Source organism: Paenibacillus sp. J22P169, from assembly GCF_059691995.1.
Genome location: NZ_JCAUAO010000006.1, coordinates 298,904 through 317,886 on the forward strand (window position 1 = coordinate 298,904; position 18,983 = coordinate 317,886).

Here is an 18,983-nt window from a genome sequence, read left to right on the forward strand (position 1 = left end):
TTCCTTTCTGATTTGCATTATTTTTAATATTCAGCCGCTGTAGGGCTCATGGTTAATGTGATATCTAAATTCCCATTTCTGCATCTAATGGCGTCTAAGAATTCTTTCTGACTCGTCAAATGGTCAATTGTTACGATGTAAACTAACTCATATAGGCTGCCTAGCTCCGTTGTTCGTACCTTTTTCAATTCATACGCAATGTCGAACATCTTGAAAACCTCGTCAAACGCTTCCTCGTACCCCAAATTTTCTGGGATTGTCACTTTCAGCAGCTTCTGCGCTGCTTTCTTAGCGCCAAAGTTGGTCACCTTCAGGACAAACATCAATACACAAAGGATAAGCGTGAAAAGTACCGCATAACCAAAAGATCCAACGCCGCAGGCGAGTCCCGCTGCCATTGTGAACAAAACGAAGGCAATATCCTTAGGATCTCCCGGGGCGCTTCGGAACCGAATGATCGAGAATGCCCCTGCAAGGCTGAACGCTCTAGCGATGTTGCTGCCGATTAATAGAATAATAATAGCTACGATGACTGGCAAAACGATCATGGTTAACGTGAAGCTTTGTGTGTAGTTGGTTTGTGTTTTCATATAAGTGAAGCTGATCATGGCGCCTAGTACGATCGCCGTAATTATGGTTAACAAAGCATTCATTAGCGTTAATTCTGTGCCTGCTGTGACTTGTGCAAAAATGGAATCGATCATAATGGAATCCTCTCCCCCGTTAGTAGTTCATTTCGCATCTTCTTATATTCGTTGCCGTACTTCGAGAAGCTCGTTCGAAACATGTCGTGCTCCGACAGCATCTTGGACAGCCAGAGCGGGATCGTTTTCTCCGCCTTTACTTCCATAAGCCACTGCCCACGGTCCATCAGCTGCTCCCCGTGATCGCCGTTCTCCAACTTGAGATCATACCGTCTGGAACGGATATTCGTGTCGAAGGTGATCCGCAAATCTCGATTATTTTTGCAAAACATCGCAATTCGGTCATACGCCAGATACACCTTCGGCTCCAGATCATAACGTTGTAGGAAATACTTAATTTCCTGGATGACCTGCTTGTTCATATAGTCCTTAAGTTCTGGCTCTACCTTCGATCGTACAAAGTCATATGACTCGTTCAGCCTCAGCGCTGTTCTTCTTTTATTCACGAGACCGAACACCTTCTTCTTCAGCTCCAGATACACTTTCGCATCCGCATTCGGAACCCCGTAAGCTCTTATTCGCAGCTTTTCACGGTATTTGGGCTTCGCTAGACTATTTCGAATTAACGAATCATGCTCGGTATCGAAGTAAATATTGCTGATCGAATAAAATTGATCGTTCTTGTTGTAAGCGTCCATTTCCATATATTCGAGCAGTCGATTATAGATCGTGTAAAAGGCTTTCGTATCCATCAGATACTTATTTTCATATCGATTAAATACTTCAATCGCCATTCCGTGTGCCTCCTTTTTGTTCATGTTGCGTGTTGATCGCTGTTCCATGACTGTATCTTAGCCCCCGAACCTTTAGTGAAACTTAAATGCGAAATGGTTTATGTTTTTTTCGTAAATCCATCTATGTAGTGCTACTATTAAGGTTGATTAAAGGTTCGCAGGCCTATAATGAAGTCATGCCATTGGGAAGTCCTTGAGGGCACTAAGGGGGAAACGACAATGAGAATTCTAATCGTAGAAGATGAGGTTCATTTAGCTGAAGCTTTAACTCAAATTTTAAAAAAACACCATTACTCCGTTGACGCCGTTCATGATGGCCAGTCTGGGCTGGATAACGCGTTAAGCGGTATATATGATCTTCTGTTGCTCGATATCATGCTGCCTGAGATGGACGGGATCACGATACTCAAGACGCTGCGCGCCAAAGGGGTCTCAACGCCTGTGATTCTGCTTACGGCCAAGGGTGAAATTTCGGATAAAATTGTGGGATTGGATTACGGTGCCGACGATTATGTGGCCAAACCGTTCTCAACGGAGGAGCTGTTGGCCCGGATACGCGCCGCGTTACGACGCAAAGGCGAGGTGGTACCGGAGGATGCCTTAAAGTTCGGGGACATCGAATTGCATACGGGAAATCTTAAGCTGACCTGTAAGGGGAAGGAATTGAAACTGATTTTAAAAGAAAGTGAGCTCCTAGAGCTGCTAATGACGAGAAAGCATGCCGTAACATCGAAGGAACAGATCATCGAGAAGCTATGGGGCTTCGATTCCGAGGTGGAGCATAACAACGTGGAGGTTTACATTTCTTTTTTACGCAAAAAATTGACCTTCTTACACGCGGCGGTTCGCATCTCGACCCTTAGAGGCGTCGGATATGTGCTGGAGGAGGTGACTTCCTAATGTTCAGCAAGCTCCGCAACCGATTTTTGATTGTGAATCTGGTTATCATCTCCTGTATCATGCTCTTATCCTTCGCTACGATTTATTTCATTACTTATCAGAATGTGCAGACCGACATCGATATGGAGCTGCATCGCGTAGCAGAATTCAATCTCAAGCCTGACGGGAAAAAAGGGAATCCGAAGCTTGGACCTGATGGCGGGCATCACCCGCAAGAACCTCAGGGATACAGTGATTCGCCACCCGAGCGATCGGTTTCCTTCATGCTGCAAACGGATGCCCAGTGGAACATCACAGCAACGAACTCTCGTTTTGACATGGACACAGCGTTCTACGAAACTGCCATTAAGGAAGCCTCCTCCAATAGGTCGGATATCGGCCAGTTCACTCTCGATGGCAACCAATGGGCATATATGGTGCAAAAGAATGACACCGGGTATAGCGTCGTTTATCTCGATGTTACGGCTCAGAAGACCATCCTGACCAATCTCGTCTATACATTCACGCTCGTTGGATTGGTTATGTTGATTGTCATCTTCTTCACGAGCCGATATTTCGCGAACCGTTCAATCGCTCCGGTCAGAGAAGCATTCCAGAAACAGAAGCAATTTATCGCAGACGCTTCCCACGAGTTGAAAACGCCATTAGCCGTCATCAACACCAATGCAGACGTGCTCCTAGCCAACAGCGATGAAACGATTGAGAGTCAATCGAAATGGCTGCATCGCATCAAATCCGAGACCGACCGTATGAAGACGCTCACGAATGATCTCCTCTATCTTACCGAAATGGATGATTCTAGGGCAGGTATGCTGTTCAGTGATTTCAATGTGAGTGAATCTGTTGAAAGTGTCCTTCTTACCATGGAAGCCGTCGTGTTTGAGAAGGATCTTTCGCTGGACTATGAGATTGAGCCTGATATGACCTTACACGGCAACAGTGAGCAAATCAAGCAGGTCGTCATGATTCTGTTGGACAATGCGATCAAATACACGCCGCCGAAGGGCGCTATCACGCTAACCTTCAAGAAGCATCATAATGATACGCTGCTCACTGTGACCAATACCGGCGAAGGTATCTCGCCTGAGCATGTGGGGCGGATCTTCGACCGCTTCTACCGTGCAGATCCATCGCGTTCACGCAAGCATGGCGGCTACGGGCTTGGATTAGCCATAGCCAAGTCCATTGTGGAGCAGCATAAAGGCAAAATTCATGCGAAAAGTGTGCAGCAGGAGACGACGTCGTTTTATGTGCAGCTCCCTTCATAGCAGTTTTTCTAGGAGCTAAGCGGCTTGATGCGTTTAGCTCTTTTTCATTTACCGGAAGCCGCGTTAAAATTCATAGCACACTCTGTGAGAGTAGTTCGGTAATTCCGGGGGCGCTACACCTGCCTCTCCCCCGCAGCAGCCCTGGCATGCGGGGCTGTAAGACCCAAAAAGGGCCTTACCCTGCGGCTATTTCGCCCAGACCACTACAATAGCGCCCAAAAAGGGCGCTACACCTGCCTCTACCCCGCCGCAGCCCTGGCATGCGGGGCTGTAAGACCCAAAAAGGGCCTTATCCTGCGGCTATTTGGCCCTGAGCACTACAGTAGCGTCCTTTTTGGGCGCTGCCCCTGCCTCTACCCTGCCGCAGCGGCGGCATGCGGGGCTGTAAGACCCAAAAAGGGCCTTACCCTGCGGCTATTTGGCCCTGAGCACTACAGTAGCGCCCTTTTTGGGCGCTACCCCTGCCTCTACCCTGCCGCAGCGGCGGCATGCGGGGCTGTAAGACCCAAAAAGGGCCTTACCCTGCGGCTATTTCGCCCGGACCACTACAATAGCGCCCAAAAAGGGCGCTATCCCTCCCTCAACCCCGCCGCAGCCCTGGTGGGCTTACCCTTTTTCGGAGGGCCACATTTCATTCACGTATTTACATGTTGTAATCCTTGTGTAGAATGGATACACAAGGAACATGCTCATTTTGGTGAATGAGGTAGGCAAAATGCGATCGGAAAGGAACTTTTCCTATGAATATTTTAATTATTGAAGATGATTCCAGCATTCAAATGCTGCTCAAATTAAGTCTTGAAGTGGAGGGATTTCATCCTATCGTAGCAGGAACAGTCACTTCCAGTCTTGATGTACTCGCTTCAGAGCCTATCGATTTCATCTTGCTGGATCTAATGCTACCCGATCAGTCAGGCTTTGAGCTACTGAAGACACTTCAGCAAATTCATAAAGAAATACCCGTGATTGTACTCACGGCCAAAAATGAAATGAATGATAAAATACTAGGCTTCCAGCTCGGAGCCGACGATTATTTAACCAAGCCATTTGAGACACGAGAACTTATTATGCGAATTCGCGCTGTCATGCGTCGTGTAACACCGGATACAACAGCACAAGCTGCCGACGTCCTTCAAGTTGGCATTATCGAAATTGATAGAAATGAGCGATCCTTAAAGCTAGCTGGCAAACCTATTAAAACGACAAGCAAGGAGTTTGATTTCCTCTGGCTGCTGTGCAAAAATCCTAAGAAAGTTTTTACCCGGGAGCACATTTTGGACCAAGTATGGGGATTTGAATATTACGGACAGACACGGTCTGTCGATATGATGGTGAATCGTCTGCGTGAGAAAATCAAACCCAACGATCACGTGCTCGCCACAGTTCATGGTACGGGCTATAAACTGGAGGTTTAAGCCATGAAGCTCCGCAACAAACTATTCATCCAGCACTCTATAACGATCATCATGCTGCTCGCTTCGATGTATGTTGTTGTGAATTATACACTGAGTAAAAGCATGATCGAAAGGGATACCCAAACCTTGGAGCAATACTACGGTCTGCACCGCATTGAGGCTTTAAAGATTGTTAACGATAAGAAAATTACGATTGAACAGCTCTTTTCCGGGACTTATGCTCCGCTGATTGCCTCCCACCTTGCTGCTAACAGCAACTTCCAAGTGCAGCTATTTGATCCGGAGGGTACCATTATCGGGGATAGCGGCAACAAAGAAGATTTGATTAAACGAAGTGATATCGACGCCGCATTAGCTGGACAATCGGCATCCGTCATTACCGAAGGTGAGAACAACAAAATTCTTATATATGCCTCTCCCTTCACCTATGAAGGCAAAATTGTAGGCGGATTCCGCTACCTTCTTGATTTGAATAAGCACGAGGAAACGCTATCTGAGATGCGCTCTTGGTTTATTGGCGTTGCACTTGGCTGCTTACTCATCGCGTTGCTGGCGAGTTACTCCTTCTCCTTCTTTATCATGAGACCGCTGCACGCTCTCCAACAGGCATTAAAGCAAGTGACCGTTGGTGATTTCAGCCGAAAGATTGTTGTCACCAGTCAAGACGAAATACGGGAACTGGCCGATGACTTCAATCAAATGTCAGAAGCGCTCCAAGAGCATATCGAGCTCCTTCAATATGAACAAAGCAAACAGAAGAAATTTTACGATAATGTGACGCATGAGCTCAAAACACCGCTAACTTCCATCATTGGCTTTTCGGATCTGATTGACAAAATGGAGCGTGTCGAAGATATTCGAACATGTAATGTCTACATCCGCAAAGAAAGTACACGTCTGTTACAAATGGTTGAGGAGCTCCTCCAAACATCGCTCAAAGGCGATGAAGCCTGGCGGGTACAGCTCGAGCGCACAGATCTGGCGGCAATACTGACGGATAGCCTGCGAATTCTTGAACCTACCTTGCATAAATCATCCATCACTACGTCACTGCAGGTCGAGCCGTGCGAGGTTTACGTCGATCCTAAGCGCACACAGCAGGTACTGTTTAATGTCATTGAAAATGCGATCAAGCACAGTGAATGCTCACAGCTAAATATTCGACTAGAGCAGCTGGAATATCATTGCCACGTACGTATCTCGGATAACGGCAAAGGTTTAAGTGAGCAAGAAACAGCCGCACTGTTCCTAGCTTCTTCTGAACACAATCAAAAGCGTCCCATTTCGACTCATTCCCATGGGCTTGGTTTACTGCTCTGCAAGCAATTAATGGAACTGCAAGGCGGTAATATTACCGTGCATAGCCGTGAGAAAATTGGAACCGAAGTGATTTTGATGTTCCAGACCGTGCCCACCCTCTCTCAAAGCTTGTTACAAAATTGATACAAATCGATGATTTTTCTGAGATAAAAGGAGAGTAATCTACATGCAAGAGGAGAAGAAAGGGCTTTCATGGTTGCGTCTCATCTTACTACAAATCGTTATTGGTTGTACGTTGATCGGCATTTTTGCCTATGTGTTTCGTATCGGAGTCGATGAAGTCCGGATCGTCCCTAAGGATGCAAACAGCCGTGATATGTTCGACGGTGTTCCCATGAGCATGAACGTGACGTATCCTGGGGTTGGCACGATTTCCATTGATGATCCTAAAGAGCTTATCGCGTGGAAAGCATCGTTTACCCGCATATTAAACGGGGGAAAACCGCATACGCGTGCAAACGCTTCACGCTTGCTGTTAACGGGCTCCATTTCCTATCTGGATCAGGAGGACATCCCTTTCCAAATCGGTACCAGCGGCTTTCGCTTCGGAGCAGACTCGGTCAATTCACTGGAAATTAGCGCTGAAATTCGGAAACTGCAGAATATGCTCATCGACAAGACGCTCACTGCAGATACGGTAAGTGGCGTTATTGCAAACAGAAGTCATCAAGTATTCCGTTTACAGGATGGCCTCCTTACAGCACTTTCCGAGGCAGATCGGGCTGCACTAACGACGCAAATGCGAACTGCAGTCAGGCTGATCGATTTCAGTCATTTTGACTTCATGGCTGAACAGCCTAGTAGCCACTATGTCGTGCAATTAACCGACGAAGCCGTAACCGGAAAGCATTGGCTGCATCTTGACCGATATGATAACGCTTACTTCATCGTTTTCGATTTGTTAGATGAAACCAACCATAAAGCCTATTTCAAGTTAAGTGATGCCTCCTAACATATCGAGGGGATGGTTGATGAAATGGCTAGAAAGAAAAGCAATAGCTCTATTATGATCGTGTCGGTCATTGTTGTCGTACTGGTAGCAGGATTCTTCCTGTACAAATCCGGTGTTTTTGGCGGGACAACGAAAGGTAAAATTACGGTCTACTCCATCTTCCAAGAGGAAGAAGCCCGCAAGATCTTGGATAAATTTAAAGCAGAAACCGGGATCGACTACGACGTACTTCGTCTGCCAAGCGGTGAGGCGGTGACCCGTGTACAAAATGAGATGGGCAAGCCGCAGGCCGACTTCCTGATGGGCGGTCCTGCTGATTCGCATGAGGTACTGAAAAAAGCTGGTGCGCTTGAAGCCTACATTTCACAGAACGCCAAAGATATTCCTGACAATATGAAGGACAAAGAAGGATTCTGGACGGGATTTTATCTAAATCCCATTGCCATTGGTATCAACGAACAGCGGTGGAAAGAGAAATACGCTGCAGCCCCTTACCCGCAAACCTTTCAAGAATTACTTGATCCGAAATTTAAAGGCGAAATCGGAATGTCTGACCCTGCGACTTCCGGTACTGCCTACACCGCGGTAGCCTCGCTTGCGCAAGTATGGGGTAAAGACGAGATGCTGAAGTATGTTGCCAAACTTCTTCCAAATCTTAAGGAGAGACCGAAATCCGGTATTGAGCCGATTCAGAAGGCAGCCAAAGGCGAGTACACGATCGGTATTACTTTCCTTGGTGACCAGTTAAAGATGAAAAATCAAGGCAACCCGATTGTCAGTATCGTCCCTGAAGCGGCAGGCTATGAGGTTGGTGGATTGGCTGTCGTGAAAGGCGGCGCTAATACGGCAGGCGCTAAGAAACTAATGGATTTCATGTTAACCAATGAACCTGGACTTCTTTACACCGAGTCTGCTTTTGCAAGTTCCGTGAAGCCTACTGTGCCGATCCCTAAAGGCGGCATTGACATCAAAACAACGAAATATAACACCACCTACAGCTTGTGGAAAGCTGCAGAACAGCGTAAAGAGCTGCAAGATGCACTAAAGGATCTTAAGTAAAAGAGCCTATGTACAAGGGCATTGAAGTCATGCTTCTTATGCTGATCAATGCCCTCCTACACAATGAATTTGGAAGGTGGTCGTGAACCCCTTATGATCATAAAAAAAAAGAGTATGGGTTCGGCGATCGGCAGACTGATGAAAGACCCATCATCGCTGATCCTTGTCCTCATCAGTTTCGCTGTTCTCTGTCTCTTCGTCATTTATCCGCTTATTTATGTGATTGCGCTACCAGGAGCAACAGATTGGACAACCTTTTTCAGCAAAAGCCGTTATGCTAAGGCTCTGCTCAATACAGTTGTCAGCTCCTCTCTATCCGCTTTAACCGCAACCGTCTGCGGCTTTATTTATGCGTACTCGATTCATTACAGTAACATTGTGGGGAAAAAGTTTTTCCGCTTTATCGCCTTCCTCCCGATTCTCGCGCCTTCTGTCATGACCGGTCTGGCCTTCCTGCTTTTATTCGGCAGAGGAGGTATGGTATCACAAACAATGAAAGCATGGTTTAACGTCGAACTGGATTTATACGGGCTGCCGGGCCTCTGGATCGTACAAACGATATCGTATTTCCCGCTTGCCTACATGACCATAACAGGCGTCCTTCGATCCATATCGCCAAACCTAGAAATCGCTGCCCAGAACTTAGGTGCACGCGGCTTCAAGCTTTTCCGCACCATTACGTTAAAACTAGCGCTTCCCGGCGTCATTAATGCCTTTCTACTCGTCGCAATCAACTGTTTTGCCGACTTTGGGAATCCCAAGTTGATTGGGGGCAATTACTCTCTCTTGGCTGTTGAAATTTACGGAGAAATCATTAATAACGAGCCTGGACTCGCATCTGTCATGGGGATAATTCTCGTCATTCCTGCCCTGTTAGTATTCGTGATTCAAGGCAAGCTACTGTCCAAAGGCTCCTACTCCACCATTACAGGAAAGCCTGTTTCAGGACTAAACCGAGTGAAGACTTCCCGTAAAACAGATATCTTCCTTTTCATATTCAACAGTGTCATGGCGCTCATCATCTTGTCCATGTTCGCAATCACTATCCTATTCGCTTTCACCAAAAATTTCGGACGTGACAACACCTTTACGCTGGATCATATGTTCAAAATCGTCTTTAACCCCTCCAGCCCTGCTGTCATGAACAGCTTAGTATTGTCGCTCATCAGTTCCATTCTAGCTGTTGGCTTCGCCCTCGTGTTGGCCTATGTTGTTGTACGCAAGCCGTTCCCCGGCAAAAAATTGCTGGATTTCTCAGCTGTATTGCCGATTGCTCTGCCAGGGACGTTCGTTGGTCTAGCCTTGATTGTAGCTTTCAGTAATGGACCTATCATGCTGCAAGGATCGGCCGTTCTCATTATCGTTGCCATGCTCCTTAAGCAGATGCCCGTCGGTTACCGGGGACTCACCGCTTCCTTCAAGCAAGTAGATAAATCGATTGAGGAAGCCGCAACGAATCTTGGCGCAGACAGCCGCCGCACATTGACAACTATCGTATTCCCAATGCTTCAAAAGACCATCGTTGCGAACTTTGTCTATGCATTTATGAAAAATATGAACACCCTAAGCACAATTGTCTTTCTTATTACACCCAAATGGGTGGTCGCCGCCGTATCCATCTTCAATTATGCAGAGACCGGCACTTACTACTGGGCAGCAGCTGTTGCCGTTGGCTTAATGGGGACAACGCTGGCAACGCTTGGTGTGATGAAGCTCATTTTCCGTTCGAAGGTCAAAATATTCGATTTCTAACTATACGTAACACTGACGTCCTAAGGAGTGAGAATCATGAGTTCACACATATTGTTAGATTTAAAAAATGTGAGTAAGGTGTTTGGCAGCAACCACGTTCTCAAACAGATCGATCTGCAGATTGAACGCGGGAAATTTATTACATTTCTCGGTCCAAGTGGATGTGGGAAAACGACTTTACTGCGCTCGATTGCAGGTTTTTATACCATTGATGAGGGTGAAATTCGAATCGATGGTCAGCTTGTCAACGATCTCCCTCCTTATAAACGCGGAACACCCATGGTATTCCAAGAATACGCTCTGTTCCCGCACATGACGGTATTCGATAATGTGGCTTACGGGCTAGATATTCAGAAGCGCCCTGAAGCGGAAATACAGGATCGCGTTAAGTCCGCAATGGCTAAAGTGAAACTGACCGGACTTGAGGAACGGTATCCGCACGAAATGTCCGGGGGGCAACAACAGCGGGTAGCTATGGCGCGGGCTCTCGTCATGAACTCGCCAATCATCCTGCTCGACGAGCCGCTAAGCAATTTGGATGCCAAGCTGCGTGAAGAAGTACGTGTGGAGCTGAGAAGCATCCAACAAGAGCTTGGTTTAACGGTTATTTATGTCACCCATGACCAACTTGAAGCCTTATCGATGTCTGATCACATCGTTGTATTCAACAAGGGAGCGATTGATCAATACGGCACACCGCATGACATTTATTATAAGCCTCGCACGCCTTACGTCGCCGACTTTATCGGCACAACAAATTTCGTTGATGCCGTTGTACGAGGATCTGCAAATGGCAAAGCCACTGTGGAGTATGGCACGAATAGACGTACTGCAAGTGTGACGATCGATGAAGCTGTGACGGCAGGTGAAAAAGTGCTGCTCAGTATTCGACCTGAGTCCATGCGTATTAATGCAACAAATGCCGGTGAATTTATTGTGAGCGGCTTCGTGAAATCTTCCATGTTCCTCGGTGAGAAGGAACGATACTTCATTCTGGATGATGATATGAAAGAATGGATTGTCGATGCTTATGATATCGGTTTGACAAGATATCAGGGGAATGTCACGATTAGTGCAGCCGATGACAAAATTCATTTAATAAAGATAAGTTAGTTGGATACAAGAAATAGCAGCGAGTTAAAAAGGGAAACTTTGGTTTCCTTTTTTGGCTGTTCAGGAGGTATTTGCGCCATGTGGAAAAAAGGCTTACTTGTACTCATAGTCGGTACCGGTGTGTTCTTTGGATATCTGGTCTTAGGGGAGAAGAAAAGTAACCAACCGTTAAAGGTATACGTAATCTTCCAGGAAGATGCTGGGCGAATTCTGCTCGAGACGTTCAAGGAAAAAACAGATCAACCGTATGATATCATCCGGATGTCCAGTGGTGAAGCCAGCTATCACCTGCTGACGCTGGGTAAAACCGGTATCGACGTCGTACTTGGCGGACCTGCTGATCTCCACGAGCAGCTCAAAAACAAGAGTAAATCGCTCCGCTACTTATCTGCATCCGCTGGTAGCATCCCGTCAAAGTACAAAGATACTGATGGTTATTGGACCGGCATGTACATGGGTGCACTGGCCATTGGCGTGAACCAAACTGTCTGGCAGCAGGATCCTCAGCTGGCGGCTCTTCCGCTGCCACAGCGGTACGAGGATCTGCTGCGCCCTGAACTCAAGGGCAAGATCGAGATTCCTGACCCAGAGACGTCAGGGACAGGCTACACGCTGCTCGCATCGGTTGCCCAGCAGCGCGGGGATAGCGCAGCGATTGATCTCATGAAAGCTCTGAAGAAGCAAAGCGCCTCTATGACGTTTGCCGGTAACACGAGCGCACAACATTTAGCTGAGGGCGAAGTGGCAGCGGCCGTCTCCTTCTTAAGCGACCAGCTGCGTTTCAAAAATTCAGGCTATAACATAAGCTCGTTCATTCCTCCACAAGCTGGCTGGGAAATCGGTGCTGTCTCCATCCTAAAGGGAGGCAACAACCCTGCCGCAGCCAAACAGCTTGTTGATTTCATGCTCTCCAAGGAGGTTCAAACCGATTATATGAACACGGCCTTTTCCTTCCCTGTAGCGTCAAATATCCCTGTAAATCCTCTCCTTGCGCCAGTGAAGCTGGAAAATCTCCTTGCTACGTATCGCTTTGATTTAGCTGCGCAGCAGCATGAAAAGCTGCTAAATCAATGGAGGAGCGCACTGGAGTAAGGTAATTACTTTTTGATCCACAATGTATTGATATAGACCGTCTTGAATCCTACCTTTTCCATGTTCGCATGACTTGTCGTGCCGAATTCAACATCCGTGAACACCGTTTTTAAGCCTAATTGGTGTGCATCTGATAGTCTTTGCTTCAACAGTGCCGTTTGGCAGCCTCTGCCACGGAACGACGGGAAAGTGAAATCATTCGCAATGTATCCCGCTTCCCCACTACGGAAGAGTGATCCCATTGCCGCAGGCTCTCCCTCAATGGTCATCATATAATTGATGAAGTTGGGGCTGAAGAAATACGGCTTCGCGCGTGCAATCATCTCCTCATTGAGGGCCATATTCCCGTGAGACAGCTGGATCCACTGGATCAGTTGCTCGGCATTCGCCTCAGTTACCCTTTCAATGGGATGAGGTATCGAGCTTTCCACTATGTTAGTGTTGATCTCGGCAGGATGAATCACCATAAAAACCAGTTGTTCCACGGGGGACATTCCTTTGCCTATGAGGGCACTTGTCACCTCTTCGGTCATGTGATTGGGTGTCATATCGAATGAGGGTGCAGCAGGCTCGTATTCGCTGAGAAGGTCATCAAGATTCCGCAGATCTTCTGGGCTGAAGCCTTTGATCCGGTTATAGTAAGCTGAAGGTTGCCCCGTTGTATCCTTTAGCAGCGAGCAGTTGCCCACTTGTTTGACTTCAAGGTTTCTTGCCACCGCAGTCAATGATCTGCTCGCATTCAGTTGGGTGAGCTCTATTTCAATCTTTTCAATTTGTTGCATGTAATCGGAAGGTTTTAAGTAAGGCATGGTTGAATTCTCCTTAATTAGTGTTTCGATACTTTTATGCCTTATAAATGGAGGGTTAAACGAATGAGCAATTTCACACAGGGTTCATCCATGCCACCAATGGCGTCAATTGCACCATGGCTTTCCGTGAATAATGTCGCCGTAGCTGCGGACTTCTACAAATCTGCCTTCGGATCGAGTGAATTATATCGCCTTGAAGAAGATAACGGACAGATTGCTATCATCAACCTTTCCATCCAAGGAGCCGATTTCTGGCTGCAGGAGGATCCTGATTTCAACGCTGAATATGTTAAACAAGGCTCATTTCGTATGATTGTAACTGTCCAAGATCCGGATGCCATGTTCATGCAAGCACTAGCTGCTGGCGCAACCGAGATTGCGCCAATGAAGGAAGGCCACGGCTGGCGTATTGGGCGTGTTGTTGATCCTTTTGGCTACCATTGGGAAATTGGCGTTCGACTTGAATAGTCCCTTGTAACTAGAACCAGCCTGATCAGGCTTTTTGACTCTCTAAATACATGTAAAAATTTGTCGTTTTATGTTATCATCTTAACGTAACTTTATACGGAAAAGGTGGACGGATGATGAATTATATGGAAACATTGCACCGCCGTAACAAACTGCTTGTGAATATTATTTGGGGGATGCTGGCACTTGGTATAGCTGTCGATTTCCTTACCGCTGCAGGCATGGATTCAATCATCGTCCTTCTCGTCGTCGGCACATTGACCAGTGGATTAGCCACTCTACTTACCTACAAACGTTGGCTTACAACCTACATCATGTATATCATTTCCGCCATTATCACACTACTTACTTGGTTGTTGATACTGACTGGTCCAATCTTCACAACTTATCTTCTTGTCTATGTAAACCTAGCTATTATGACTTTGTACGGCAGCTCGCGCGCTATTGCATTCTCCAGCTTCATGGGTGTCGTTCTAACGGCCTACTTCTTCCTCAGCCCTTATAAGACAGAGATTTTCGGCGACAATGATATGGTAAATATGTACATGTACCTTGCTTTAATCGCTGTGCCTTTATTCGTATCTACGAAATTCAGCGAGAAATTGCAAAAAGATATCTTCTCTGAGCGGGAACACGCCGTTCTGGAGAAAAATAAATCCGTCGATTTAGTTAATCTCGTCTCTTCATCCCTAGTCTCACTTACACAGTTTAGCTCAAATCTAAAGCAAAATGCGACAGCAACGGGCTCTATTTCTAGAGAAGTAACCTTAGCCTTCGGGGAAATTACCGCAAGCACCGAAACACAGACGTCCAGCATCAGTGATATCAGCGAATCCATTCGTCATATCGAGCAATCCGTTACATCCTTGGCAGATCGCTCAACCGAAATGAGAGATCTCTCTGTAAGCTCCGCCCAACTGACCCAGGTAGGTAGCAACGAAGCCGTATCCCTTGAGGTCCAAATGAAGAGTGCGCATGAGACGATGGATTCCTCTGTTCAGTTAATGAACGAGCTCGACAGCCAGAACTCGCGGATTAGTGATATTGTTGCAACCATTAAGCACATTTCGACACAGACGAATTTGCTTGCGCTGAATGCCGCCATCGAAGCCGCACGTGCTGGCGAGCACGGTAGAGGATTCGGTGTTGTTTCTCACGAAATTCGTAAATTGGCCGAAACATCGCAACAATCTACCGAACAAATTGAAAGCATTCTCGAGGATATTCGCTCGAAAACAACCCAAGCCGCGGCGCAAGTCTTACACGGGCAGCAATCTGTAGCCAATGGCAGTGATGCTGCGCAAAAAGTCGTTCAGGTCATGCATGCTCTGGCGACCGATGCAGGCCACTTGGAGAGTCAGTCCGCTCACGTGGAACAATCAGCGGAGAATCTTCACCAGCAGTACACGCGAATTACGGATCAGATCGTCACGATTGCTGGTATTACCGAAGAAAACATGGCATCCATCCAAGAAATGTCCGCAAGTATGACGACACAGGACAGCCGAATTAGCGACATCCTGGAGAGCTTCCTTCAGCTAGATAAGCTCACTTCTGATCTCAATCGGATGACGAAGGGTTAATACATAACTGAAGAGTGCCACCGCAAATGCTCATCTAGTATCTACCCGCCTACCGGCGTTAAGTTACTGCTAGTAAAAAGTCCACGCCTCTAAAGTAGAGGCATGGACTTTTTTTACTTAGGGTTATGTTCATGCGTGATGGAACACTTATTTTGAATAAATTGGATCTGGTTTTCAAGCCGATTACGCTGCTCTTCTGGACCTTGGAACTGTTCAAGTTCTTGTATTAAACTGTGCAAATCATCTCCCGCGTTCGCGCAATCATAATTACTTTCTACATTTTCGAGCATATTCCAGCCTCCTCCTGTACAATCAGCTTTATTTTCCGCCCTTGTTACTACTCTGGTCTTGTGTTCGTGTGGTTGTATTTTTTCTGGATTGCCCTTGTTGTTTATGACCTGACATGTTGTTACTCACACTCCTTGAGATATAGGTTTTAGATAGTGCGAGTTTATTATAAGCAGTTGAATGAATTTGATACGAAAAAATAAACTAACATCCTCGCGGTCGAAAATGCCACCCTGATTAATATCCATATACAATCCAGTGTAACTGGCAATGATAGCGATATCGTTCACGCCAATCTCACTCCACCTACGATAATAACTGGGTTTTCTACATCTAATGTTTGCGATTTCCCCCTACTAAAGCAAATAACTGGATTTGCTCCTGTTAATTTCGGCCGATTCCATTCAAACTGAGCTATGGGAGCTAATTCAGCTGTAGAATATCCATCTAATCCTCAGCAAATAGAAATCCCCGCGAAAATAGCTGTAGAATATCCATTTATTCAATTAAGAAAGCCCCCAGATGGAACACAAGAGACTATGATTGACTACTGCTGCCCCTCACTTACCCTATTAACTGATGAATCGTAGCGGCAATGCCCTCCTCAAAGCTGAGCGCAGGGATCGGTCCTATCCGACGTTCATACTTCTCACCACTAAGACGAAGTGGCTCCGTCGTCAAATACAGCATCTCCACGACGCCATATGAAAAGCTCCCCCTATATATAATGAGTGATTAATCAATCATTTAACTGATGTAACAAGAAACAATCAAAAGCGCCACCCGAAAGGTTAGCGCTCTGTTCCGAAAAAGCACCAATTATTCTTGCCTCGCATTTTAGCCTCATACATCGCTTGATCTGCACGCTGCAGCATGGTTTTCCCATCGGATCCGTCATCCGGGTAGATAGCGATACCGATACTCGTCGTTACATGAACCTCCATACCATCTATTTCGTGGAGAGATTGGATAGCTTGAGTAATACTTCGCGCCATTTCTTCCAACTTCTCCTTACTTTCAATGATCTCGACTAATACGACAAACTCATCGCCTGCCCACCGTGCGCAAATACCTTGGTTTCCTACAGACAAACGAAGAATATCAGCAATTTCCTGAAGCAACCTGTCACCCATCTCATGGCCTAGCGTGTCATTTACCTGTTTAAATCCATCCAGATCCATAAAGAATACCGAAAACAGTGCACGGCGATCATTCGCACGACCCAATACTTGCCTTAGTCGCTCACCTAGAAGTCTTCGATTAGGAAGTCCTGTCAACTCATCATAGTAAGCCATCCGAACTTCATCCGTCCGGTTATAGAAACCGAATAAATGGCCATGAAGTATCCCATCCTCTTCACCTGATAATGGACTCACATAACATTCGTAGTATCTCGTCTTCTCCTGACTTATAATCATTGAAATTCGCTCTCGAAAAGGTTCCAGCCCCCCCTCGAAATAACTTTCGATGATCTCGGCTAACGTCCCGTGGGCAGCGTTCATATTGACACAATAATCGGCAAGCTTCTGTCCGTTCACCAAGGGTTTATGAAACAATTGTTCCAATCGCCGATTGGAGAAAACAACTGTGCCATCCACATCACACATCACGATCGCCTCGCGGCTTGATTCCAGCATTTGTCTTATGATTTCATTTTGTTTGGCGATTTCACGTTCTGCCTGCTGACTTTCACTAAATAAGACTTTATACTGGTTCTCACTTTCAGTTACCTTGCGATACAACTCTGTCATGTTTACATACATTCTGCTAAATTCATACAGCATGCCTAACAAAACCGCATTCGCGCATACAAACGTGTTCCATTTGGCTACATACCAACCGACACTGAACCTGCTCCCACCACATAGCACAATTGCAACATCGAGAAGTGAAGCAAGAAAAGCAACGCAAAGCCAAGCGGCAGTTACCGTACCACCTCTTGTCATCCGATAAAATAACACCAGAGCAATAAGGCTAATCAATACAATCGGCAAACCAATTTCATAGGTGAACAAGGGTGTGAGATTGCCATTTAGAAAGACGATCGGCAGTTCATCATGGAAATAGGTTGCAAGCACAGTAAGCCCGCCAATAAGAAGAACAACACCTGATAAGGTCAACATCCCGACATAGCGAGCCATTGGTGGACTTAGTTGTACATTTTTATAGGTGTACATAAGCAGCATATATAAGAAAATAGCCAAAGGGAAACCCGCGTGCCAGAACAAATAAATCCATGGCGCTGTCTGCATGCCTGCATGCAACAAGCCCGACGGGGTAAATACCCCCGGGAAGGTCAGCAGATACATCAAGCTCATGCCCCCCGAGAACAGATACCCTGCAGCAAGCACGATAACGGAAGGCGATCGGTTAATCCGAAATTGACTGTATAACATATAGGCCGTTATCAACTCAAAACAAATGACCGTTGAAAAAATCGCAGGTTGATACGCTTGTAGTTCCGATAGCTTCGTTCGAGCAAGAGGTATGGAGAGAAGTGAAATCAAACAAACGATAGCCCCAATGATAAAGGCTAGTCTTCGTTGCGAACGATTCGCCGGCATCGTTAGTAAGTTATGTACAGTAATTTTAGAAGCCTGAGTTGGAATCATTACGCCTCCCACTAGAATCTTTTTGTACATGATTCTACAAAATCTACGGATCTCCTTTCGCAATCATCATGTTTTGGCACTGACGACAAGTCATATGAAAAAGACCATCCAATATAGGATGGTCTTCCTTCTTTTAACACCAGCGTAGCCCTATTAGTGCGTTTGCCCCTGATCGCTCGAATCCTCTGTCGAGGAAACCTCACAAGCCTGCTCGACTGCCGCCTCAAACTCAGCCTCATTGCTCGACCCTAGCTTGTCACCATACTGGTCAAGCCTGCCCGGCTTCCCTGCTGGCCCATCATTGTCCGGCTTATTGTTTCTTCCGCTCACATGATCACCTCTTAGCTTGAATGGTTGTTGCCAAACGCGTTGCCTTGGCATACGCATTAGTGTATCTCAATTGGCTTCAAACCATCCTCACTCCGATCAGTTCGCAATCTGTCTCCACTCTGGATATTCATCCAGGTACCCGTTCTGGCTTAACTCTCTTAACGAATTACGTATACTATGTTCGTCCTCACCGGATTGGCTCGTTAACTCTAGCAAGTCTTGCAAATCAATATGCGGATTCTCTTTGCAAAAGATAAGCAAGCCCTTCGCCGCCCACGAAAGGCGGTCGTCTTTGAAATCTCCAACCATCCGGCGAAACAATTTATGCGGAAGGATCTTTAGCTCTACCAAATCCTGCAACGCCTTCATCGTCTGCTTGTCTGTCATTCGACCCAGGCTGGAAATCTCCGATAGCGCAGGAAAATTGGACTCGGAGCCAAAGCTTCTCAATATAATGTAGACCATTTGAGAGCATAAATCTAAGCCTGGTTGACGGAAAATATCATCCGATAGTGTGAAACTACGTGTACCCTCGCTTACTTGTCCGTTAGACATTTCGATGTCCCCCTTTTCATTATGATCGG

Annotated in this window: 18 protein-coding genes and 1 pseudogene; 11 read left to right on the forward strand and 8 right to left on the reverse strand. The window is 46.4% G+C overall.

What is annotated here, in order from left to right:
* Positions 1-23 precede the first annotated feature (23 nt).
* Positions 24-704: a DUF4956 domain-containing protein gene (locus AC58QG_RS25515; RefSeq protein WP_497364908.1), complete on the reverse strand. Its 681-nt coding sequence runs from the start codon at positions 702-704 to the stop codon at positions 24-26.
* Positions 701-1,438, reverse strand: coding sequence for a polyphosphate polymerase domain-containing protein (locus AC58QG_RS25520; protein ID WP_497364988.1), 738 nt, complete (start codon positions 1,436-1,438; stop codon positions 701-703). Before AC58QG_RS25520 ends, AC58QG_RS25515 begins: the two co-directional genes overlap by 4 nt.
* 219 nt (positions 1,439-1,657) lie before the next feature.
* Between AC58QG_RS25520 and AC58QG_RS25525 the strand changes: the two genes are divergently transcribed.
* From AC58QG_RS25525 to AC58QG_RS25565, 9 genes are all read left to right on the forward strand, one after another.
* Positions 1,658-2,338, forward strand: coding sequence for a response regulator transcription factor (locus tag AC58QG_RS25525; protein ID WP_497364909.1), 681 nt, complete (start codon positions 1,658-1,660; stop codon positions 2,336-2,338).
* Positions 2,338-3,606 carry a sensor histidine kinase gene (locus AC58QG_RS25530; protein WP_497364910.1) on the forward strand — a complete coding sequence of 423 codons (1,269 nt, stop codon included), beginning with the start codon at positions 2,338-2,340 and terminating at the stop codon, positions 3,604-3,606. The genes AC58QG_RS25525 and AC58QG_RS25530 overlap by 1 nt, the downstream gene beginning before the upstream one ends.
* A gap of 740 nt (positions 3,607-4,346) precedes the next feature.
* Entirely contained in the window at positions 4,347-5,021 is a 675-nt protein-coding gene (locus AC58QG_RS25535) for a response regulator transcription factor (RefSeq protein WP_497364911.1), read from the forward strand.
* A 3-nt stretch (positions 5,022-5,024) separates the two neighbouring features.
* Positions 5,025-6,464 carry a sensor histidine kinase gene (locus AC58QG_RS25540; protein ID WP_497364912.1) on the forward strand — a complete coding sequence of 480 codons (1,440 nt, stop codon included), beginning with the start codon at positions 5,025-5,027 and terminating at the stop codon, positions 6,462-6,464.
* Between the two features lie 43 nt (positions 6,465-6,507).
* Positions 6,508-7,293 (forward strand): DUF3919 family protein, encoded by a 786-nt coding sequence (locus tag AC58QG_RS25545; protein ID WP_497364913.1) that lies wholly within the window; start codon positions 6,508-6,510, stop codon positions 7,291-7,293.
* A gap of 24 nt (positions 7,294-7,317) precedes the next feature.
* A complete protein-coding gene (locus tag AC58QG_RS25550) occupies positions 7,318-8,352 on the forward strand; it encodes an ABC transporter substrate-binding protein (RefSeq protein ID WP_497364914.1) in 1,035 nt (344 codons plus the stop codon).
* Between the two features lie 93 nt (positions 8,353-8,445).
* Positions 8,446-10,104, forward strand: coding sequence for an ABC transporter permease (locus AC58QG_RS25555; protein WP_497364915.1), 1,659 nt, complete (start codon positions 8,446-8,448; stop codon positions 10,102-10,104).
* A 36-nt stretch (positions 10,105-10,140) separates the two neighbouring features.
* Positions 10,141-11,217 carry an ABC transporter ATP-binding protein gene (locus tag AC58QG_RS25560; protein ID WP_497364916.1) on the forward strand — a complete coding sequence of 359 codons (1,077 nt, stop codon included), beginning with the start codon at positions 10,141-10,143 and terminating at the stop codon, positions 11,215-11,217.
* A gap of 78 nt (positions 11,218-11,295) precedes the next feature.
* Positions 11,296-12,309 carry an extracellular solute-binding protein gene (locus AC58QG_RS25565; protein ID WP_497364917.1) on the forward strand — a complete coding sequence of 338 codons (1,014 nt, stop codon included), beginning with the start codon at positions 11,296-11,298 and terminating at the stop codon, positions 12,307-12,309.
* A 5-nt stretch (positions 12,310-12,314) separates the two neighbouring features.
* On the opposite strand, the gene AC58QG_RS25570 is transcribed toward AC58QG_RS25565, so the two are convergent.
* The gene (locus tag AC58QG_RS25570) at positions 12,315-13,118 is read right to left on the reverse strand and encodes a GNAT family N-acetyltransferase (RefSeq protein ID WP_497364918.1); all 804 of its coding nucleotides are present in this window, start codon (positions 13,116-13,118) and stop codon (positions 12,315-12,317) included.
* A gap of 63 nt (positions 13,119-13,181) precedes the next feature.
* Here AC58QG_RS25570 and AC58QG_RS25575 point away from each other — a divergent pair, with 63 nt between their 5' ends.
* Positions 13,182-13,586, forward strand: coding sequence for a VOC family protein (locus tag AC58QG_RS25575; RefSeq protein ID WP_497364919.1), 405 nt, complete (start codon positions 13,182-13,184; stop codon positions 13,584-13,586).
* Positions 13,587-13,699: 113 nt separating this feature from the next.
* Positions 13,700-15,169, forward strand: a complete 1,470-nt coding sequence (locus AC58QG_RS25580) for a methyl-accepting chemotaxis protein (RefSeq protein WP_497364920.1) — start codon at positions 13,700-13,702, stop codon at positions 15,167-15,169.
* Positions 15,170-15,282: 113 nt separating this feature from the next.
* On the opposite strand, the gene AC58QG_RS25585 is transcribed toward AC58QG_RS25580, so the two are convergent.
* The 5 genes and pseudogenes from AC58QG_RS25585 to AC58QG_RS25605 all read right to left on the reverse strand — a co-directional run bounded on the left by AC58QG_RS25585 (position 15,283) and on the right by AC58QG_RS25605 (position 18,954).
* Positions 15,283-15,459 (reverse strand): DUF2524 domain-containing protein, encoded by a 177-nt coding sequence (locus AC58QG_RS25585; RefSeq protein ID WP_497364921.1) that lies wholly within the window; start codon positions 15,457-15,459, stop codon positions 15,283-15,285.
* Positions 15,460-16,021: 562 nt separating this feature from the next.
* Positions 16,022-16,156: pseudogene (locus AC58QG_RS25590) on the reverse strand (epimerase); the annotation flags it as partial.
* Between the two features lie 92 nt (positions 16,157-16,248).
* Entirely contained in the window at positions 16,249-18,099 is a 1,851-nt protein-coding gene (locus tag AC58QG_RS25595; RefSeq protein WP_497364922.1) for a diguanylate cyclase domain-containing protein, read from the reverse strand.
* Between the two features lie 123 nt (positions 18,100-18,222).
* The gene (locus tag AC58QG_RS25600; RefSeq protein ID WP_497364923.1) at positions 18,223-18,399 is read right to left on the reverse strand and encodes a hypothetical protein; all 177 of its coding nucleotides are present in this window, start codon (positions 18,397-18,399) and stop codon (positions 18,223-18,225) included.
* 96 nt (positions 18,400-18,495) lie between these two features.
* Complete coding sequence (locus AC58QG_RS25605; protein WP_497364924.1) at positions 18,496-18,954, reverse strand: hypothetical protein; 459 nt, start codon at positions 18,952-18,954, stop codon at positions 18,496-18,498.
* Positions 18,955-18,983 lie beyond the last annotated feature (29 nt).

Coding starts and splice junctions, on each gene's coding strand:
- AC58QG_RS25515 (WP_497364908.1), bottom strand. CDS start 704: ATGATCGATTCCATTTTTGCACAAGTCACAGCAGGCACAGAATTAACG.
- AC58QG_RS25520 (WP_497364988.1), bottom strand. CDS start 1,438: ATGGCGATTGAAGTATTTAATCGATATGAAAATAAGTATCTGATGGAT.
- AC58QG_RS25525 (WP_497364909.1), top strand. CDS start 1,658: ATGAGAATTCTAATCGTAGAAGATGAGGTTCATTTAGCTGAAGCTTTA.
- AC58QG_RS25530 (WP_497364910.1), top strand. CDS start 2,338: ATGTTCAGCAAGCTCCGCAACCGATTTTTGATTGTGAATCTGGTTATC.
- AC58QG_RS25535 (WP_497364911.1), top strand. CDS start 4,347: ATGAATATTTTAATTATTGAAGATGATTCCAGCATTCAAATGCTGCTC.
- AC58QG_RS25540 (WP_497364912.1), top strand. CDS start 5,025: ATGAAGCTCCGCAACAAACTATTCATCCAGCACTCTATAACGATCATC.
- AC58QG_RS25545 (WP_497364913.1), top strand. CDS start 6,508: ATGCAAGAGGAGAAGAAAGGGCTTTCATGGTTGCGTCTCATCTTACTA.
- AC58QG_RS25550 (WP_497364914.1), top strand. CDS start 7,318: ATGGCTAGAAAGAAAAGCAATAGCTCTATTATGATCGTGTCGGTCATT.
- AC58QG_RS25555 (WP_497364915.1), top strand. CDS start 8,446: ATGATCATAAAAAAAAAGAGTATGGGTTCGGCGATCGGCAGACTGATG.
- AC58QG_RS25560 (WP_497364916.1), top strand. CDS start 10,141: ATGAGTTCACACATATTGTTAGATTTAAAAAATGTGAGTAAGGTGTTT.
- AC58QG_RS25565 (WP_497364917.1), top strand. CDS start 11,296: ATGTGGAAAAAAGGCTTACTTGTACTCATAGTCGGTACCGGTGTGTTC.
- AC58QG_RS25570 (WP_497364918.1), bottom strand. CDS start 13,118: ATGCCTTACTTAAAACCTTCCGATTACATGCAACAAATTGAAAAGATT.
- AC58QG_RS25575 (WP_497364919.1), top strand. CDS start 13,182: ATGAGCAATTTCACACAGGGTTCATCCATGCCACCAATGGCGTCAATT.
- AC58QG_RS25580 (WP_497364920.1), top strand. CDS start 13,700: ATGATGAATTATATGGAAACATTGCACCGCCGTAACAAACTGCTTGTG.
- AC58QG_RS25585 (WP_497364921.1), bottom strand. CDS start 15,459: ATGCTCGAAAATGTAGAAAGTAATTATGATTGCGCGAACGCGGGAGAT.
- AC58QG_RS25595 (WP_497364922.1), bottom strand. CDS start 18,099: ATGTACAAAAAGATTCTAGTGGGAGGCGTAATGATTCCAACTCAGGCT.
- AC58QG_RS25605 (WP_497364924.1), bottom strand. CDS start 18,954: ATGTCTAACGGACAAGTAAGCGAGGGTACACGTAGTTTCACACTATCG.